This is a genomic window from Burkholderia sp. BCC1988 (assembly GCF_905339895.1).
Classification (GTDB): domain Bacteria; phylum Pseudomonadota; class Gammaproteobacteria; order Burkholderiales; family Burkholderiaceae; genus Burkholderia.
Genome location: NZ_CAJPHA010000004.1, coordinates 20,843 through 37,254 on the forward strand (window position 1 = coordinate 20,843; position 16,412 = coordinate 37,254).

The window sequence follows — 16,412 nt, forward strand, 5'->3', positions numbered from 1 at the left end:
TGGGGGAATCCTCATTAAGCAGTGCGGCTTTTCGGTTTCGGCGGTGGGTTGGTCGGGCGGTCGAACGCGTCATTCGCGGCGCCGCTCATCGCGTCGAGGCGCCGGGCCTGATCATAGACGATCGTTTCGAGCTGCTTGATGCGGCGCTGATGCGCGTCGAGCGCCTGATCTTTCCAATGCCACGCGTTGATGTCGCGCACGGTATAGCGGTGGCCAGTGGGTCCGACCAAGGCGTCGCCGTCGAAGTGGAACTCGCGCCAGTCCTCCGACATGCCGGGTAGACGGCCTTCCGACCAGACGCGCAGCAGCGCAAGCGCGGCCGGCGGCACACGGGTGGCACCGGTGCGCCATCGCATCAGCGTGGTGCGATGCACGCCAAGGATGGCGAGCGCGGCCGGCAGGGTCACGGCGCGGGTGGCGCGGTCGATCAGGTCGCGCAATTCATCGGGGGTCGGTTCAGGCAGGTACATGCGCTTCACCATTGGTACAAGGGTAAGACGGGGATTCGGCATCGCGTGACTCTTGGGGACAGGATGCCGGAGATAACGGCGCAGAATGCCGGGCTCTGCATGGCTGGACTTGCCACAACCTAGGCGGAATCGGACAAGATGTTTCAGGCTTGTAACGATAGATGTTTGATTTGTAACGCATTGTGTCATCCATATAGCCCCGATCAATTGGTCTGTTTTTCTGATAGCTGACACGGGGTAAAAAACCGTGCAAGATGCACTCGAACTGCACTACGGGCGGGGTCTGACCATGATCGAAAATGCGATAATCGGCATTATGTCAACTACACTTCCGACTGTACCCGAGCAGTCAAGACATTTGCGCACCCGTCAGTCTTCGGTAGCGGCAGTCGCGGAAGACGCCCGTATCCGCATGACGGTTTGACGCGAGGTGCCGAATTTACGTGCGACCTCGCTGACCGACAGGCCTTTGTCGAGCGAACGCATGACGCGCTCCTGATCGTGGCGCGACAGCGAGGCTGGCCGGCCAGTATGCTGTCCGCGTTCCTGCGCGAACTTCAGGCCGTTCTGGCTGCGTTGGCTTCTCGTCGCGATTTCCATCTGGACGATCGCGCGCAGCGTTTTGACCGCTTGCCGTTCGGGACGGCCTGCGAGGTCCACGTTGCCGAGCTCGACGCACAGGACGGAAATTCCTTTGTCGCGACATGCCATCAACGTCGAAAGTACATCGCGCGCGCTGCACCCGAGCGCGGAAAGTTCGAGTACCACCAGAGAATCGCCGGGAGCAACGCGCCGCAACAGCCCCTTCAGTTCCGGCCGACCGGCTGCCGCGACGTACGGGTGCACATGCTCGATCGCGGTGCGGCTGAGCACGACGGTGTAACCGGCCTTGTCGAGCTCGAACAACTCCTTTTCCGGATCCTGACGATCGACTGGTTTGTTGAGGTAGAAATAAGTGCGAGCCACGACGGTGTCCTGGAGCGGGCATCAACGACGCGAACGCGCAAGAACGGACAGCAAGTCGTCCAGCGCCACCGGTTTCAGCAGATGCGCATCGAAGCCGGCATTCGTGGCCTCCTTCACGTCGGCCTCCTGGCCAAAGCCGCTGAGCGCGATACAGGTCACCGATCTGAGCGCCGGCGCTTCGCGCAACTTCGCGATGAACGCCAACCCACCCATGCCGGGCATGCCGATATCGGACAGGACGAGGTCCGGTATCTGGCCGTCGAGCAGGGACAACGCCTCTTCTCCGCTGGTCGCCGTCTGAACGATCGCGCCATCGCTTTCCAGCAGGACCTTGAAGGTTTCGACGGTTGTAGCGTCGTCATCGACCATCAGGATATGCAGACCGTGCAACGATTCCGTCATGGGTCCGCTGGCAGGACTCGCAACTGCGACAGCGCGATGGGTCGGGAGCGTGATAGTGAATGTCGCGCCGCGGCCGACACCTTCCGATTCCGCCCGTACCGCGCCGCCATGCAGGCTCACGAGATCCCTGACCAGCGCAAGGCCGATGCCGAGGCCGGCACGGCGTGCGTTCGAGTCCCGGCTTTGCTGGAACATGTCGAAGATGTGCGGCAACAGCGACGGCTCGATCCCGCTGCCGGTATCTGCCACACGCAGCACGGCCTCGGCATGTTCGTTGACCTGCAGCGAGACATCCACCGAACCGCGCTGCGTGAATTTCAGCGCATTGCTGATCAGGTTCCAGACCGTCTGTTCGATTCGCGTGATGTCGGCATGAATGATGACCGGCGAGCCCGTCATGGCGACGTTGAGCGCGAGGCTGCGCTGGGTCGCTTCGGCCTGGACGGCGTCGGTGACACGACGGACGACCTCGCGCAGGTCGACGGGCGTCCGCACCACCGACAGCTTGCCGGTCCGTACGCGCGAGATATCGAGTAAATCGTCGATGATCTGGGCTTGACCCATCACGGTGCGCCGGATCGTGTCGGTTGCGCGCAAGAGGTTCAGGTTTTGCCGCGTTTCCGGCGCGCGCGCAATCAGTTCCGCGCTCGCCGAAATCAGATTGAGCGGATGCTTGAGTTCGTGGGATACCACGGCAAGGAATTCGTCGCGCCGCCGCTGGGTATCCCGCTCGCTGGCTTCTCGAACGAGTTCGGGTTTTGCGGCGCGGGCGGCCGTTGCGGACTCGGCGAATTCCCCGAGGTCACGAGCGATTTTCGCAAATCCGCTCACACCCGGTTCATCCAGACGCGCCAGCACGCCGCTCGCAAAGAAGTGCGTGCCGTCCTTGCGCTGATGCCAGCGCTCCTCCTCGGTGCGCCCGTTCAGTCGAGCCTCCGCGAATTCGCGCCGGGCAACGTTATTGACACGGTCCTCCTCGGTCGAAAGGATATCGGCGGACTGCCCGATCATTTCCGCTTCCGTGTACCCGAAGATCCGCTTCGCACCGGCATTCCAGCTCGTGATGAGGCCGTCGTCGTCGAACGTGATGATCGCGTAGTCCTTGGTGCCCTCGGCCACGATACGCATGCGCCGTTCGCCTTCGCGCAGCCGGTCTTCCGCGTGACGACGGTCCGTGATGTCGACGAACGACAGCACCGCGCCGTCGATACGATCTTCCGTCGTCCGGTAGGGAACGAAGCGCGCGAGATACCAGCGCCCATCGTTGCTCTTCAGCTCCCGCTCGATCAGGCGCAGCGAATCGAACGCCTCCGCTGCATCGTCGGCGAGCTTCGGGTATTCGAGCCGATGCGTGATATCCAGCAACGATCGTCCGATATCGGAAGGAATGATGCTGAAGACATCGGTCGCACGCGGCGTGTAACGCTTGATGCAGATATTGCGATCGACGAAGATCGTGCCGATGTCGTTCGCGGCAATCAGGTTGTGCAAGTCGTCGTTGATCTTGCCGGTTTCCTCCACCTTCGATTTCAGCTCGGCATTGACGGTGGTCAACTCCTCGTTGATCGACTGAAGCTCTTCCTTGCTGGTTTCGAGCTCCTCTGTCGCCGAACGCAGTTCTTCGTTGATGGCCTGAAGTTCTTCGTTGGAGGCCTTCAGCTCTTCCGTCGACGTTTCCGACTGCTCGATGGTCGACTGAAGCTGCTCTTTCGTGCGCTGCAACTCGCGCTCGAGCTGGTTGATGATCGGATCTTTTTGCGCGTCGGCCGTCGATGTTTCCGATCCGCTCATGCTGTCTTCGACTTCATCGAACAACACCAGCACGAAATCCGCATTGGCCTCGGGATCGTGCACGGGACGCGCCGTCATGTTGACGAAATACGAACGTGCCTCGCGCTCTATCCTCACACGTCGCGCTTCCACACTGCGATTCGTGTGCAACGCCTGGTAGATCGCGGTGCGCAGTTCGAGCCGCAGCTCGGGGCGCACCACCGCGATGATGTTGTGAGACGGTTCGCCCCCCGAGTACTGCAGGAAGCGCCCTGCGCGGTCGGACAAGTGAACGATTTCGGAATCACGGCTGACGAGCACGCTGGGCGGTGCATGTTGCTCGACAAGACGCTGATGCAGGTCGCCAAAGGAGAGGCGGCGGCGTCCCGGCGGCTGCACCGTCGAAACGATCGGCCGTGCGCTCAGGGTGCTGGAAATCGACGCCGGCACGAGCGTATCGCCGCGCACCGCCACGTTCGCACGGTAGATGCGGTTGCGCTTGTCGATGACGGTGAACATCGAACTGACGCTGTCGGCCGATTCGGAGCTGCCGAGAAACAGCACGCCGCCCGGACGTAGCGCGAAATGAAACATCTTCAGAATTTCAATCTGGGCTTCCCGATCCAGATAAATCAGCAAGTTACGGCAGCAAATCAGATCGAGCCGCGAGAACGGTGGATCGCTCAACACGTTGTGATGCGCAAACAGCATGTGCTCGCGCAGTTCCTTCTTGACCCGATAGTGCGCGGCGTCTCTTGTAAAGAACTGGCGTACGCGGCCCGGCGTCACGTCGGCGAGAATCGAATCGGGATAGAGGCCGGCACGCGCGAAGGAGATTGCCCGCTCGTCGATATCGGTCGCGAAGACCTGGAACGAATTGCCTTCGGGCGACTTCAGCGATCGATCCTGCAGCAGCATCGCCAGCGAATAGGCTTCTTCGCCGGTGGCGCATCCGACCGACCATACGCGGACGCGGTCCTGCTCGTCTCGCCCATCGAAGATACCGGGCAGGACATCCCGCTCCAGCACGTCGAACGCCTCCTTGTCGCGGAAGAAGTTCGTGACGCTGATCAGCATGTCCTGCAGCAGCGCCTGGGTTTCCTCCGGGTGCAGGTGGAGGTGGTCGCGGTACGCCTGCAGATCGGTGATGCCGTTGACCTGCATGCGGCGCTCGATCCGTCGCAGAACGGTCGCCCGCTTGTAATGGCGAAAATCGTGCGCGGTGCGCGTGCGCAGGATGATCATGATCTCGCGCAGCGCCCGTTCTGCCGCCTCGTTGCCCAGATCGTAGAGGTGTTCCTCGTTTTCGACCGCCGGCAGATGTATTTCCTTTGCAGTCAGCCACAGGTCCATTAGCCGCTGCGGCATCTCCGCCGCAGTGGTCACGAAGTCGACCATGCCGGTCGCAATCGCGCTGCACGGCATGCTGTCGTATTCCGCTTCCGCCGGGTCCTGGGCAAGCGTGATGCCGCCCATCTCCTTGACTCTGGACAGCCCGACGGACCCGTCCGAGCCGGCGCCGGACAGCACGATGCCGATTGCGCGTTCGCGGTGGGCTTCCGCCAGTGTCCGGAAAAACAGATCGATCGCGGCCTTGCGCCCCCCTTCCTCAGGCTGATTGGGGGCGACGCGCAAATAGTCGTCGACCATCGTCAGCGCGAGCGAGGGTGCGATCAGATAGACGTGATCCGGCTGAATGGGCGTGGCGCTCGTCACCTGGAGCACGGGCATGCTGGTTGCCTTCTGCAGCAGCGAAGCCATGTTGCTTTCGTGATCAGGCGCCAAATGCACGACCACGACAAACGCCATCGACGTGCGCGCCGGCAGCGCTTCGAAAAATTCAAGGAGCGCACTCAACCCGCCCGCCGATGCGCCGATACCGACGATCGGATGATTTGCCTGGCTCGGGAGGGTGTGGCCGCGTCTTTTCGACATCGCTGCTGATCCTTCGGAAGAATAGGTATTCGCGGCCAGGGTCAGGCAGGCTCCTGGCCCGCTTGCACCAAGATGCGCAGTAAACTTCCATTATCCTTCGAGAAGCAGCGACTGCAAGATTTTTGCCGCATGCCGCCATGCCGCGCGCGCCGGGCCGTCGCCCGCCTCTTCCCCCTGCCGCGACGCAGGGTCGCCGCACCGCCCCGCCAAGTATTTTTTTTCCGCGGTACGCCCGACACATCGATCGTCATACATCTCACATAACCGAAACAGCTGCGCAGACAGTTGCCGAAACTGAAATCTCCGATGCGCGGGATATCGCAACGAAAATCGGTCATGAATGTGCCTGATGGAAACGTATCCATTGGATTCGGGCTTCGCACATCCACGTCGTTGGCGACAACAGGGAGCACGCGCAGTTTTCGCGCCGCACGCTCAGTGCGCGATCTCGCCGACCATTGGGTCGCGACAAGGTGCCGGCCCCGCCGCGTCTCTCCTTGTTCGCTATCGACAACCGAAGGCGTCGCATTCTCACGCTCGAACGTATCGACGAGCGAGAAATCGCTCTTGCCTCCAGTCGGCGCAGCTGTCCGTAATGCTCAACATACGGACATGTTTACGTCGTGTACTCGCGATCGTCCCTGGCCTATGCTACGTACGGTCCCATCCCGGCTCGGACGAGCTCCTTACAGGGAAATCGCGATGGTTGTTCAAAGGCTTTCGATTCGTGCTGACTTCGGCAAGCTGAAGGTCATCGCGGTCTGGCAATGCCTCGCAAAAAACGGCATGAAAGTGTGTCGTTGGAGAGTTGAAGTCGATCGGACGACCCGCATGGAATCGATGACGGTCGACGTTATCGGCGCCCATCCGATGCGCATCGCCGACCTCGCCGCCATGCTCGGCGACCCGCATCTCGAAATGAGAGTCGCGCCGTTTCATTTGACGGTGATCTCGAATCCCGGAGCCGAGCCTGCATCGGGCGCGGGCGGCGCACGCGACGCGGTCGGTCCATTCGCACGCGTACGCTCAGGTCCGCGGCTGACGCTGGCCGGAGATGTCACGGATCACGTCACGTGCTCCAGGCGAAAATGATCGCGCCAAAGCGCGAGACGTAGTCCCGGTTTGCGGTCGTCACGACCGACACTCAGTGGATCGGTAAAAACGCCTATTTCAAATTCCAGGAGACAAAAATGCTGAGCCCTCACGAATTGGCGGCGCTCATGCTGATCAAGTCGTCGCCAGACCAGATCGACATGGAACGCGAGGAACTCGATACGCTGCTCGAGCAGCAACTCGTCATACTCGAGCGGCTCGCTTCCGGCGTGCGGCGTCCCTCGGTGACGGATGACGGCGAATTGCTGCTTCGTGCAGTGATGCGGGCACATTGACCAGCCTTCGCTGACCGACCGGGTCATGGCGGCCAGGCGCGACAGGCGAAAAGCCGTGACGTGGCCGACGTCCGCGCGCCGAGCAGGTGAACATCCACGGTAATTCATTCAATTCAGGAGATTGTTGATCATGCAAACCCATGAATTGGTTTCCGGCGCGCAGCGCGCCAATCTCGACACTTTTTTCGATCTGGCCGGCACGATGGTCGATGGTGTCGGGAAACTGGCTGAACTCAACGCGCGCTTCACGCGGTCGACGCTGAAGAGCGCGCTGGAGATCGGACAGAACGCGATCGTCAAGCCGCAAGACTGGTTGGCGATCCAGAGTGCGACCGTCGCGCCGATGGCCGAGAACGTTCAGTCCTACAGCAGCGAGTTCTGGGGAATCATGTCGTCCGCCCAGACGTCGATGCTCGAGGCCGCGCAGGCGGGAAGCGACGCGTATGTTCGTCGTGTCCAGACCTTCGTGGAAAACGCGACGAAACACGCGCCGAGCGGCTCCGAGGCGGCCGTGGCTGCCTTGAACTCCGCGATCGATGCCGCCAACGAGTTTTATCTGACGCTAGGGAAAACCGGGCAGCAGGCGGTCGAAGTCGCGCAAAGCACCGTCGATGTGGCGGCGGCCGCGGTGTCGAAGAACGCCAGGCGCGCGATCGAGCAGGAGCAGCGCGCGGCGAAACGATAATTTGGCCGGCAGTGCCGCAGCCTGTCGCCGCACATCACTCGACCAAGCGGACATTTTCCATCGCGGACCACGCCCGGATCGACTGTGCATTTGCGGGCATCTGCGGGGCTTCACGCGCGCTCGTCGGCGTCGGATTCGATCGAGCGTGCCTGTTTGACTTGTCGATTGTTCCGGTTGAAAAACCACGATTGTCCAGCTGTTTTTCCCGCGCGGCGAGTGCGAAATCGTCCTGCGGATGGCTCGCCGACTGCAACGCCCGACGCACGGCTTCGGTATCGTCGAAGCCGGCATTCCCGAGCCACCGCACCTCCCTCTTGCCCTCGAACATCAGCCTGTCGGGCCGCGAAACCGGCGGCTCGTGCTTCCAAACCTGAAAGCGGTCCCTCGCCGTATCGAATCCACCGCCGCGAACGTTGACTTCGTAGTGGACCGGATGTGTCGGTTTCGGCCAAGTCGTAGCGCCCTCCTGCATTGTCGACGCCGCCGTTGCGGGCGTTGCACGGCCGTTGCCATGTCGCGGCCCGCAGGCTCGCTCCCCCGCCCGGCCGCGGCGCCGGCGTCGTGATGTGACGGGAGTGGCTGCCGCAAGCGGCATAGCCGCGCCGCCGCGGGAACGTCCGTTGCGCTGGCGAACGCGTGCCCCGAAGGAGCATCCGACACGACCAAACCCCACCACGCCGGCGACGACGCGTTGACCCTGGGCCGGCGCGCCGTACATTCGACGCCGCCGCAGGCGTATCACGGCGGCACGCATGCGTATCGTTCGGAGCAGCATGTCGACGATGCGCGACGCGTCCCGCCGATTTGGAAACTCACCCGCGCGAAACGCTGCCCGACAGAGTCGACATTCGCGCCAGCCAGTAGGATCACCATGAACATCACCGACCACCACGGAACCCGCATCATTCGCAAGGAACGTGAAACTGCGCGCGGCCCTGGCCCCGACTTCATGGCCGCCAGTACGCTCGAAGGCGACAAAGTGCTCACCGCGGACGGCGACCACGCCGGCAGGATCAAGGCGATCATGCTCGATGTCGGCTCCGGTCGAGTCGCCTATGCGGTGCTGTCGAGCGGCGGCCTGCTCGGGATTGGCGACAAGCTGCTCGCAATTCCATGGAACGAGCTCACGCTTGACGCTGCACACAAGTGCTTCGTGTTGTCGGTGTCAATCGAACAGGTTCGCAGCGCGCCGGGATTCGACAAGGACCACTGGCCGGCTCTGGCCGATCCGCAATGGGCCGGACCGATCCGCGACTACTACAGCAGCGTGCCTCACTGGAGCGTCGATGACGAGTTCGGGTCCGATATGCCTGAAGATCAGCTGGCGCCAAATGTTCCTGGGCACGACGGACGCCAGCGCTGACACGCGGCGGTTGCATCGTCGCAGGAGAGCAGCATGGAAACGTGCGCCGGCATCTGGGCCGGATCGTGAGCTGGTCGTGGGCGTGCTGCACGCCATCGACCTGCTTCACCGTATTGACGGCGAGCGTGCGCTGCTGCAGGTCCGGCACACTGCCCGTCAGCACGACGTCGCCGTGGCGCGTCTTCACGTGGATATCGCCTGACGACACGTTGTCCTTGCCCACGCGTTGCCATCCAGACAACAACCGTTTGATCTAAAACCGATGTCTATTGGGGCAGTTCGCAAGACCGCATGCGGTCGAGATCGCTCTCATCGGAAAACTGAACGGAAATCAAGGCCACCCTGAAACATACGTCGTCTGCCGCGTTTCCAATCAGCGTCCGCTTACTGCGTTTCGCTCCGGTGCATCGTCGCCCCCACGGCATTGCGCAGGACCTCCGCGAGTTGCTCGTTCTCATCGATGCGGGCCTGCTCGATTGCAACGTCCTCGGCGTTGCCGCTCTGTCGGGCCCATTTCTGGCGCTCGAGCGCAAAGATCATCCGTTCGTGAACCGCCCGGATCGCCGCCCATATCGTGTCTTCCGCTTTCTGCGCCTGCGCGTCCTCCAGCGAAAGCACGGAGAACGCGTGCCCGGTATGGCACCGATAGCGCAACGGGCGATCGTCGCTCATGCGCCACAACACGCCGTGGCAACTGGGGCATGTGAGCGCGGAGCGTTCGCCGATCGCATCAAGAAGCTGTGGCGTCACGAGGCCGCGCTCCGCAAGCCGGGCCTCTTCGTCCAGATCGCGCAACTCTGCCATCTTGTCCCTCTCCTCCACACGTGCACCGTAGACCGCTGCATGAATGGTCTGCGGCAGTTCATCGGCCCGGGCGATCGCATCGGCGCCCGCCGCGGCAAGCGCGCTGCGCGGCATGGAAGGCGCGTCGCACTCATCGGGGTCCTGAACGATCCCGTAGCCGTCGCGGGCCCGGATTGCGGCCAGTCCGGCTGCGCCGTCGTCCAGATCGCCGCTGAGCACCACGCCGACCACCCCGGCGCCGTATTCACGTGCCGCCGATCGAAACAGCGGATCGGCGGCCGGACGGGTGTAGTTTTCGGCAGCGGTATCGAGCAACAAGAAGATCCCGCCGCGTAGAATCATGTGCCGATCCGGCGGCGCGATGTAAATCCTTCCCTGCTGGGGGCGTTCCCCATGCATCGCCTGGCTTGCCAGCAAGGGACCCCATCGCGTCAGCAGCTCCGGCAGGATCGTCCGATGCCGGCCAATGTGCTGCACGATGCAAATCGGCACCGGGAGATCCGCGGCAACGCCCGCCACCAGCGTCCGGAGTACCGCGAGGCCACCGCGGGACGAGGCGATGACAACAATGTCTCGGTGGTTCATGGCACCTCCTATGCGGATGGTGCAGCAAGATTAGTGCCCGATACGGGATGCCGCCGAATGAACCACGTACGAGCAGGCGGTACGAAGCGCAGACCGACGCTCGAATAGACGACCTCGACGCGGGGACGAATGCATGCAGATGGACGACAGCGGACCGTCGTCCACTGCCATCCCGTCACACGCGCATTGAACAGGCGCGCGACTTCACTGAAGGTCGGTCAATGCGGCAAGCAGCATCCCGAAATCCAGCGGTTTGGCGAGATGCGCATCGAATCCGGCGTCTGCGGCAGCGTCGACGTCGTCCTGGCGGTTACGGCCGGTCAACGCGACGACCTTCAGGTTCGCCCACCGGGGGTCGGCCTTGATCCTGCGAAGCAACTCGTAGCCGTCCATGTCCGGCAGTCCGATGTCGGACACGATCGCGTCGATCGGTGTCGTCGGCAGCAGCTCCAGTGCCGAGGCGGCGGTTTCGGCGGTGCTGACCACCGCGCCCGCCAACTCCAGCAGCGCAGTGAGCGACAGCGCCGTCTCCTGGTCGTCCTCGACGAGCAGCACGCGCAGGCCGGCGATGCTCCGCTCCGACACGTCACCGCCGGTGGCGGACACCGCGCGCTCGTCCGCCGCGGCCGGCAGCCATACCGTCATCCGCGTGCCTTGCCCCTGACCATCGGAAGCCGCCGAAATCCGGCCGCCGTGCATCTCGACGAGTTGCCGCACGAGCGCCAGACCGATGCCGAGGCCACCGCGAGCCCTGTCGCGCGGCGCCTGCCGAAACATGTCGAATACATGCGGAAGCATCTCGCGATCGATGCCCTGGCCGTTGTCGACGACGTCGACACGCAGCATCCGCCCTTCGTGCGTCAACTGCACCACGATCTGCCCATGAGGCGGCGTGAACTTCAGCGCATTGGACATCAGGTTCCAGAATATCTGCTCGCATCTCACCGGATCGGCGAGCGCGATGGCCGGATCGGCCGGCAACTCCGTTTTCAGAACCAGCCCGCGCGCGTGCGCGTCGGCCTCGCAGGTATCCGCGATCGTGCGCAAGATGGCCGTCAGGTCGACCCGCGATACGTCGAGTGCCAGCTTTCCGGTCTGGATGCGCGACAGGTCGAGCAGGTCGTCGATGATCTGGGCCTGCGCGCGTACGGCCTGGCGGATCGAATCGGCCGCCTCGCGCACGGCGGGAATGTCGCGCGTCTCGGGAAGGCGCGGCAGCATCTCCGACTTGACGCCGATCAGATTGAGCGGATGTCGCAGCTCGTGCGACAGCACCGCGATGAACTCGTCCTTCAGCTGGTTCGAGCTCAGGGCCTGCTCGCGTGCGGCCTGTTCCCGCGCGAGCGCTTCCCGGTTCGCATCCTCGCTCTGCTTGCGCGACGTCAGATCGCGGACGATCTTCGCGAACCCGCTGAACGAGGTGTCCGAAATCGGCGTGACGACGCCGCTGCAGAAGATGCGGCGCCCGTCCTTGGTACGGTGCCAGCGCTCGTCGTCCGCGCGCCCTTCCCGGGTCGCGATGTCGCGCTCGCGCGCCGGCACGAGCGCCTGCCGGTCGTTCGGTTCGTAGATCAGCTCCACGTCCTGACCGATCATCTCGTCCTCCGTATAGCCGAAGATGCGTTCGGCGCCGGCATTCCAGCTGACGATCGATCCATTGTTGTCCTGGATGATGATCGCGTAGTCCTTGGTCGACTGCGCGACCAGCCGCAGGCGTTGCTCGCCCGCGCGTGCCGCTTCTTCCGCGTGATGCCGGTCGGTGATGTCGATGAGCGTGATCACGGCGCCGTCGATGTGATCGTCCGCGGTGCGATAAGGCAACAGCCGCATCAGGTACCACCGTCCCGTCTCGCTCTCGATCTCGCGTTCGATCAGGCGCAGCGACTGGAACGACTGGCGGACGTCGTCCGCGAGCGTCGGATATCGCAGCGCGTGCGTAATATGGAACAGCGACCGGCCGAGGTCCGTATCGATCAGGTTGAAGATCGCCGTCGCGTTCGGCGTGAAGCGCTTGACGCGGATCTCCTTGTCGACGAAGACGGTGGCGATTTCGCTCGACGCAATGATGTTGTGGAGGTCGTCGTTCGCCTTTGCGGTGTCCTCGATGCGCGCCTGCATTTCGGCGTTCGCCGTGGTCAGCTCTTCGTTGACCGACTGCAGTTCTTCCTTGCTGCTTTCGAGCTCCTCGCTCGTCGAGCGCAGTTCCTCGTTGATCGCCTGCAGCTCCTCGTTCGACGCCTTCAGCTCCTCGACCGACGTTTCATACTGCTCGATGATCGTCGCCAGTTGCTCGCGGCTGTGCTGCAACTCCTGTTCGAGCTGCGCGAGCACCGGATCCTGTCCGCTCGCTTCCGCCTGATCCTCCTCGGTCATGCGGCCGGCCACCTCGTCGAACACGATCAGCAGGAATTCCGAATTGGCGACCTTGTCGTGAAACGGCCTGACCGTCATGTTGATCCACGACACGCGAGCCTCGTGTGTCCACTTGACGCGCCGCGCCTCGACGCTCGTGCCCGTTTGCAGCGCGCGGAAAATGGCCGTGCGCAAGTCGAGCCGCAGGTCCGGCAGCACCAGCGTCATGATGTTGCTGGACAACTCCCCGCCGACATGCCGCAGGAATCGCCCGGCGTTGTCCGACAGGTGAACCACGTTGGATTCCTTGTCGATGATGACGCTCGGCGGTGAATAGGTTTCCAGCGCACGCTGATGAAGCTCCGAATAGGAGAAGTTGCGCTGGGCCGGGCTGGCCGGAACCCGCATCGGCGGTTGAGGCGCGGAGCGCTCGTCCCCGCCGGATTCGACCTGGAAAAGCGGCGGGAAGCCGGTGACCGGTTTCGCGCGATGCGTGACGACGCGCGCCTGGTAGATCCGCCGCTTCTTGTCGACGACCGTAAACAGATCGTCGGCTGCGTCGGCCGATTCCGCGGTGCCGAGGAACAGATAGCCGTTCGGACGCAACGCGAAATGAAACAACTCGAGGATCTGCCGCTGCACCGCGCGCTCCAGGTAGATCAGCACGTTGCGGCACGAGATCAGGTCGAGGTGCGAGAACGGCGGATCGCGCAGCAGGCTGTGGGCGGCGAACAGGATGCGCTCGCGCACGGCCTTGGCAATCACGTAGTGCGCGCCCTCGCGCGTGAAGTAGCGCTGCAGCAGCGGCGCAGGCACGTCCGTCGCGATCGACAGCGGGTAGGAGCCCGTGCGTGCGCGGACGATCGCGGCTTCGTCGATATCGGTCGCAAATACCTGGATCGCCTGGCTCGACATCGATGCCTCGCGTGCCCGCGCGAGCAGCAGCGAGATCGAGTACGCCTCTTCCCCGGTCGCGCATCCGGCCACCCAGACCCGCACCTGCTCCTCGGCGGATTCCGGCGCGAACAACTGGGAGATCACCTCGCGTTCGAGGAAGTCGAAGGCCTCGCGATCGCGGAAAAACTGGGTCACGCCGATCAGCATGTCGGCCAGCAGCGCGTTGGCCTCGTCCGGGGCGGTCCGCAGGAAGTCGCGGTACGCGAGCATGTCGCGCTGGCCGTTTACCTGCATGCGCCGCTCGATACGTCGCAGCACCGTCGCCCGCTTGTACAGCCTGAAATCGTGGCCGGTGCGTACCCGCAGGTGCATCAGGATGTCCGACAGCGCCCGTTCGGGATCGTTGGCGCCGGGCCGATCGCCGATTTGCTGCATCTGCGTGAGTTCGAGGGTCTGTTGCTCGATGCGCCGCGCATTCGCCCAGAGGTCCAGCAATTTTTGCGGCATCTCGGCCGCCGGCAGCACGATATCGACGCGCGCCGTCGAGATCGCATGCTGCGGCATCTCCGCGTACTCCGCATCGTCCGGCGTCTGGGCGAGCGTGATGCCGCCCGCCTCCTTGATACGGCTCAAGCCCGCCGCGCCGTCCGAGCCGGTACCGGACAGCACGATGCCGATCGCGCGCGAGTCGTGAGCGTCCGCCAGCGTCCGGAAAAAGTGGTCGATCGAGAGCGCGGCACCTTCGGCGGAGCTCAGCGGGCTACAGCGAAGGCAACCGTCGGACATCTCCAGCTGCATGCCGGGCGCGATCACGTAGATATGGTTTTTTTCGATCGCTACCGTGGTCGTCACCTGATGCACCGGCATACCCGTCGTGTGCTGCAGGACGTTGTCCATATGGCTGACTTGTTCTCGTGCCAAATGGACGATGACCACGAACGCCATGTCCATGCCCGTCGGCGCGCTCTCGAAGAAGGTCTGCAAGGCCGTCGTGCCGCCAGCGGATGCCCCGATGCCCACAACCGGAAACGGCAGATCGCTCTTCACCGTGGTGGACGGGTGTGGCTGCTCCTGATGGGTCGGCTCTTGCCGTGACATTGATTTTCTCCTGATGCTGTAGCTGGACGTCGCCTGTCGGGCGCCAACCGCTGGGGCGTCACATGGATCGGGGCGCAGTTCCGCAACGGGCCGGGCCTGTTCGTGGCCATGCACTCTATCAGGTTGGCAGCCGGCTATCGGGAGCGCGCTCGAAGGCGACCGCACGGACTCGCGATATCGACCGGTGAAGCCGGCTTCGTCCCAGCGCCTGATGGATATTCGGCAGCCTGTGATCGTGCTCGCGAGACCTTGCATGGGCGCTCGTGCGTATTGTACGCGGCGATCGAGCGATGAGCCGGCATCCTGACCCCGAATTCATTCGCCGGTCGTCCCGTTGCGCCGCGATACTCGAATTTCCGGAGTCTTATCTCCCTGAAGGCAAACGCGGCGACAGGGACAGCCGATCGACTTGGGATCGGCGGACGGTGTGAAAGTCATGCGCATTGGTGAGTCCTGATCGCAACGCAGCGCCGCCTGCGTTCGCGATATGGGTGACGGCCGCACCGGCCCGCGCATGGGCATGCGTCTCGATTCGCATCGCGGGAACGTCGAGGCGCCACCCGTGCTCGAGCGCGCTGCCCGTGCCGCCGTACCACTCGCTGACCGCCGGGTTCTTTGCCTTGTCGAGCAACGCTCTGTGAACAGAATGCGCCTGCGCTTGAAAACAAGCCCTAGAAATTGCGTGCCACGCCGACCATGAACATGTCCTGATCCTTGTCGTTGCCGGTTGCGACGCGATTGAAGCGCAAGCTCGCCGCCCAATCGGGCGTGACCTGATACGTCACCTGTGCGCTGAGCAACGCATTGAGTCTCGTTGTGCTCGAGGCATCGTCCCGGTCACGCGACAGGTACGGACCTACGCCTGCCGAAAGCGTCCATTTGCTCCTGATCGGCGCGACGTACCAGATTTGCGCTGCCACGCCTCTGCGGCCGGCGACGCCGTTGTTGCCCTCGTAGATGAAGCTCGCCGAATAGGCCCACGCATTGCCGAGCGGCCGCTTGACTTCGACCATGTAGCCCTTTTCGATCGGCACTTGCGGACGGTTCGTCTGCGACGTTCCGGCCCACACGCCGACCTGCGTCTTGCCGTCCGAAAACGCCGGTCCCGGATCGCCGCCAAAATCCGAGCCGATGCCGAAGAGCACCGCGTCGGAGTTGAATCCGCCGATCATCTGCACGTGGTTGTACTGCACCTTGAGGAAGAAGCGGTCGGGAACGACGTAATACCGCACCGCTGCAGACGCACGCACGCCCCATCGCTTGTCGTTGCGCGGCTCATTGTCGACGTGTGTCGTGTCCATGCTGAAATACGGCCCGGCCGACAATTCGAGCGCGAAGCGATTGCCGAGCGGCCAACGAAACGAACCCAGCGCGGCGAAGCCGTCGCGGTGGTGATTCAGCGGATGGCCCTCGTTCAGATACGCGAGATAGACGGAGAAGTAGTCGTTCAGGACGTCGCCGAAGCCGACTTCGTACGCACGCCAATGCATGTCGCCACCCTCGGTCGCGCGTCCGTCGCCATACACCGCATAGACGTCGATCTTTCTTTCCGCTGGCTTGAAGCCGGCCGGCGAGCTCGCAGGATTGTCCTCGGCGTGCGCGTGGCCCGCGCCTGCCAGAATGACCAGACCGGCGATCGAGCTGGTGACGAAGAAGCGCGCATAGTTGCGACGGCACGGTCCCATTTGGATTCTCCC

12 protein-coding genes and 1 pseudogene are annotated in these 16,412 nt (G+C 63.3%); 4 read left to right on the forward strand and 9 right to left on the reverse strand.

The annotated features are described in order from the left end of the window. Positions 1-14 precede the first annotated feature (14 nt). From U4012_RS06740 to U4012_RS06750, 3 genes are all read right to left on the reverse strand, one after another. Entirely contained in the window at positions 15-470 is a 456-nt protein-coding gene (locus tag U4012_RS06740) for a DUF3653 domain-containing protein (protein WP_321797138.1), read from the reverse strand. A 369-nt stretch (positions 471-839) separates the two neighbouring features. Continuing rightward, positions 840-1,436: a recombinase family protein gene (locus tag U4012_RS06745; protein WP_044848672.1), complete on the reverse strand. Its 597-nt coding sequence runs from the start codon at positions 1,434-1,436 to the stop codon at positions 840-842. A gap of 21 nt (positions 1,437-1,457) precedes the next feature. After that, positions 1,458-5,543: a CheR family methyltransferase gene (locus U4012_RS06750; RefSeq protein ID WP_321797141.1), complete on the reverse strand. Its 4,086-nt coding sequence runs from the start codon at positions 5,541-5,543 to the stop codon at positions 1,458-1,460. Between the two features lie 702 nt (positions 5,544-6,245). On the opposite strand from U4012_RS06750, the gene U4012_RS06755 reads away from it, so the two are divergent. The 3 genes from U4012_RS06755 to U4012_RS06765 all read left to right on the forward strand — a co-directional run bounded on the left by U4012_RS06755 (position 6,246) and on the right by U4012_RS06765 (position 7,616). After that, positions 6,246-6,635, forward strand: coding sequence for a hypothetical protein (locus tag U4012_RS06755; protein WP_124485938.1), 390 nt, complete (start codon positions 6,246-6,248; stop codon positions 6,633-6,635). 98 nt (positions 6,636-6,733) lie between these two features. Next, positions 6,734-6,931, forward strand: a complete 198-nt coding sequence (locus tag U4012_RS06760; protein ID WP_044848675.1) for a hypothetical protein — start codon at positions 6,734-6,736, stop codon at positions 6,929-6,931. Between the two features lie 130 nt (positions 6,932-7,061). After that, complete coding sequence (locus U4012_RS06765) at positions 7,062-7,616, forward strand: phasin family protein (protein ID WP_321797146.1); 555 nt, start codon at positions 7,062-7,064, stop codon at positions 7,614-7,616. Between the two features lie 34 nt (positions 7,617-7,650). Here the strand turns inward: U4012_RS06765 and U4012_RS35890 are convergent, their stop codons facing one another. After that, on the reverse strand, positions 7,651-7,944 hold the full coding sequence (locus U4012_RS35890; RefSeq protein WP_415750357.1) for a hypothetical protein: 294 nt from the start codon (positions 7,942-7,944) through the stop codon (positions 7,651-7,653). 543 nt (positions 7,945-8,487) lie between these two features. Between U4012_RS35890 and U4012_RS06775 the strand changes: the two genes are divergently transcribed. Beyond that, positions 8,488-8,979, forward strand: coding sequence for a PRC-barrel domain-containing protein (locus U4012_RS06775; protein ID WP_321797148.1), 492 nt, complete (start codon positions 8,488-8,490; stop codon positions 8,977-8,979). Positions 8,980-9,031: 52 nt separating this feature from the next. Here U4012_RS06775 and U4012_RS06780 read toward each other — a convergent pair. The 5 genes and pseudogenes from U4012_RS06780 to U4012_RS06800 form a co-directional block, all read right to left on the reverse strand. Next, positions 9,032-9,184 (reverse strand): annotated as a pseudogene (locus U4012_RS06780) (BON domain-containing protein); the annotation flags it as partial. Positions 9,185-9,363: 179 nt separating this feature from the next. Beyond that, positions 9,364-10,368, reverse strand: a complete 1,005-nt coding sequence (locus U4012_RS06785) for a chemotaxis protein CheB (protein ID WP_321797151.1) — start codon at positions 10,366-10,368, stop codon at positions 9,364-9,366. A gap of 204 nt (positions 10,369-10,572) precedes the next feature. Further along, positions 10,573-14,715 carry a CheR family methyltransferase gene (locus U4012_RS06790; protein WP_321797153.1) on the reverse strand — a complete coding sequence of 1,381 codons (4,143 nt, stop codon included), beginning with the start codon at positions 14,713-14,715 and terminating at the stop codon, positions 10,573-10,575. Between the two features lie 364 nt (positions 14,716-15,079). Beyond that, positions 15,080-15,346 (reverse strand): hypothetical protein, encoded by a 267-nt coding sequence (locus U4012_RS06795; RefSeq protein WP_321797155.1) that lies wholly within the window; start codon positions 15,344-15,346, stop codon positions 15,080-15,082. A 40-nt stretch (positions 15,347-15,386) separates the two neighbouring features. After that, complete coding sequence (locus U4012_RS06800; RefSeq protein WP_321797624.1) at positions 15,387-16,400, reverse strand: hypothetical protein; 1,014 nt, start codon at positions 16,398-16,400, stop codon at positions 15,387-15,389. Positions 16,401-16,412: the final 12 nt, after the last annotated feature.

What these genes read in the sequence shown, in the direction of transcription:
- U4012_RS35890 (WP_415750357.1), bottom strand. Translation starts at nt 7,944, where the DNA reads ATGTTCGAGGGCAAGAGGGAGGTGCGGTGGCTCGGGAATGCCGGCTTC.
- U4012_RS06775 (WP_321797148.1), top strand. Translation starts at nt 8,488, where the DNA reads ATGAACATCACCGACCACCACGGAACCCGCATCATTCGCAAGGAACGT.
- U4012_RS06765 (WP_321797146.1), top strand. Translation starts at nt 7,062, where the DNA reads ATGCAAACCCATGAATTGGTTTCCGGCGCGCAGCGCGCCAATCTCGAC.
- U4012_RS06800 (WP_321797624.1), bottom strand. Translation starts at nt 16,400, where the DNA reads ATGGGACCGTGCCGTCGCAACTATGCGCGCTTCTTCGTCACCAGCTCG.
- U4012_RS06755 (WP_124485938.1), top strand. Translation starts at nt 6,246, where the DNA reads ATGGTTGTTCAAAGGCTTTCGATTCGTGCTGACTTCGGCAAGCTGAAG.
- U4012_RS06785 (WP_321797151.1), bottom strand. Translation starts at nt 10,368, where the DNA reads ATGAACCACCGAGACATTGTTGTCATCGCCTCGTCCCGCGGTGGCCTC.
- U4012_RS06750 (WP_321797141.1), bottom strand. Translation starts at nt 5,543, where the DNA reads ATGTCGAAAAGACGCGGCCACACCCTCCCGAGCCAGGCAAATCATCCG.
- U4012_RS06790 (WP_321797153.1), bottom strand. Translation starts at nt 14,715, where the DNA reads ATGTCACGGCAAGAGCCGACCCATCAGGAGCAGCCACACCCGTCCACC.
- U4012_RS06760 (WP_044848675.1), top strand. Translation starts at nt 6,734, where the DNA reads ATGCTGAGCCCTCACGAATTGGCGGCGCTCATGCTGATCAAGTCGTCG.
- U4012_RS06740 (WP_321797138.1), bottom strand. Translation starts at nt 470, where the DNA reads ATGTACCTGCCTGAACCGACCCCCGATGAATTGCGCGACCTGATCGAC.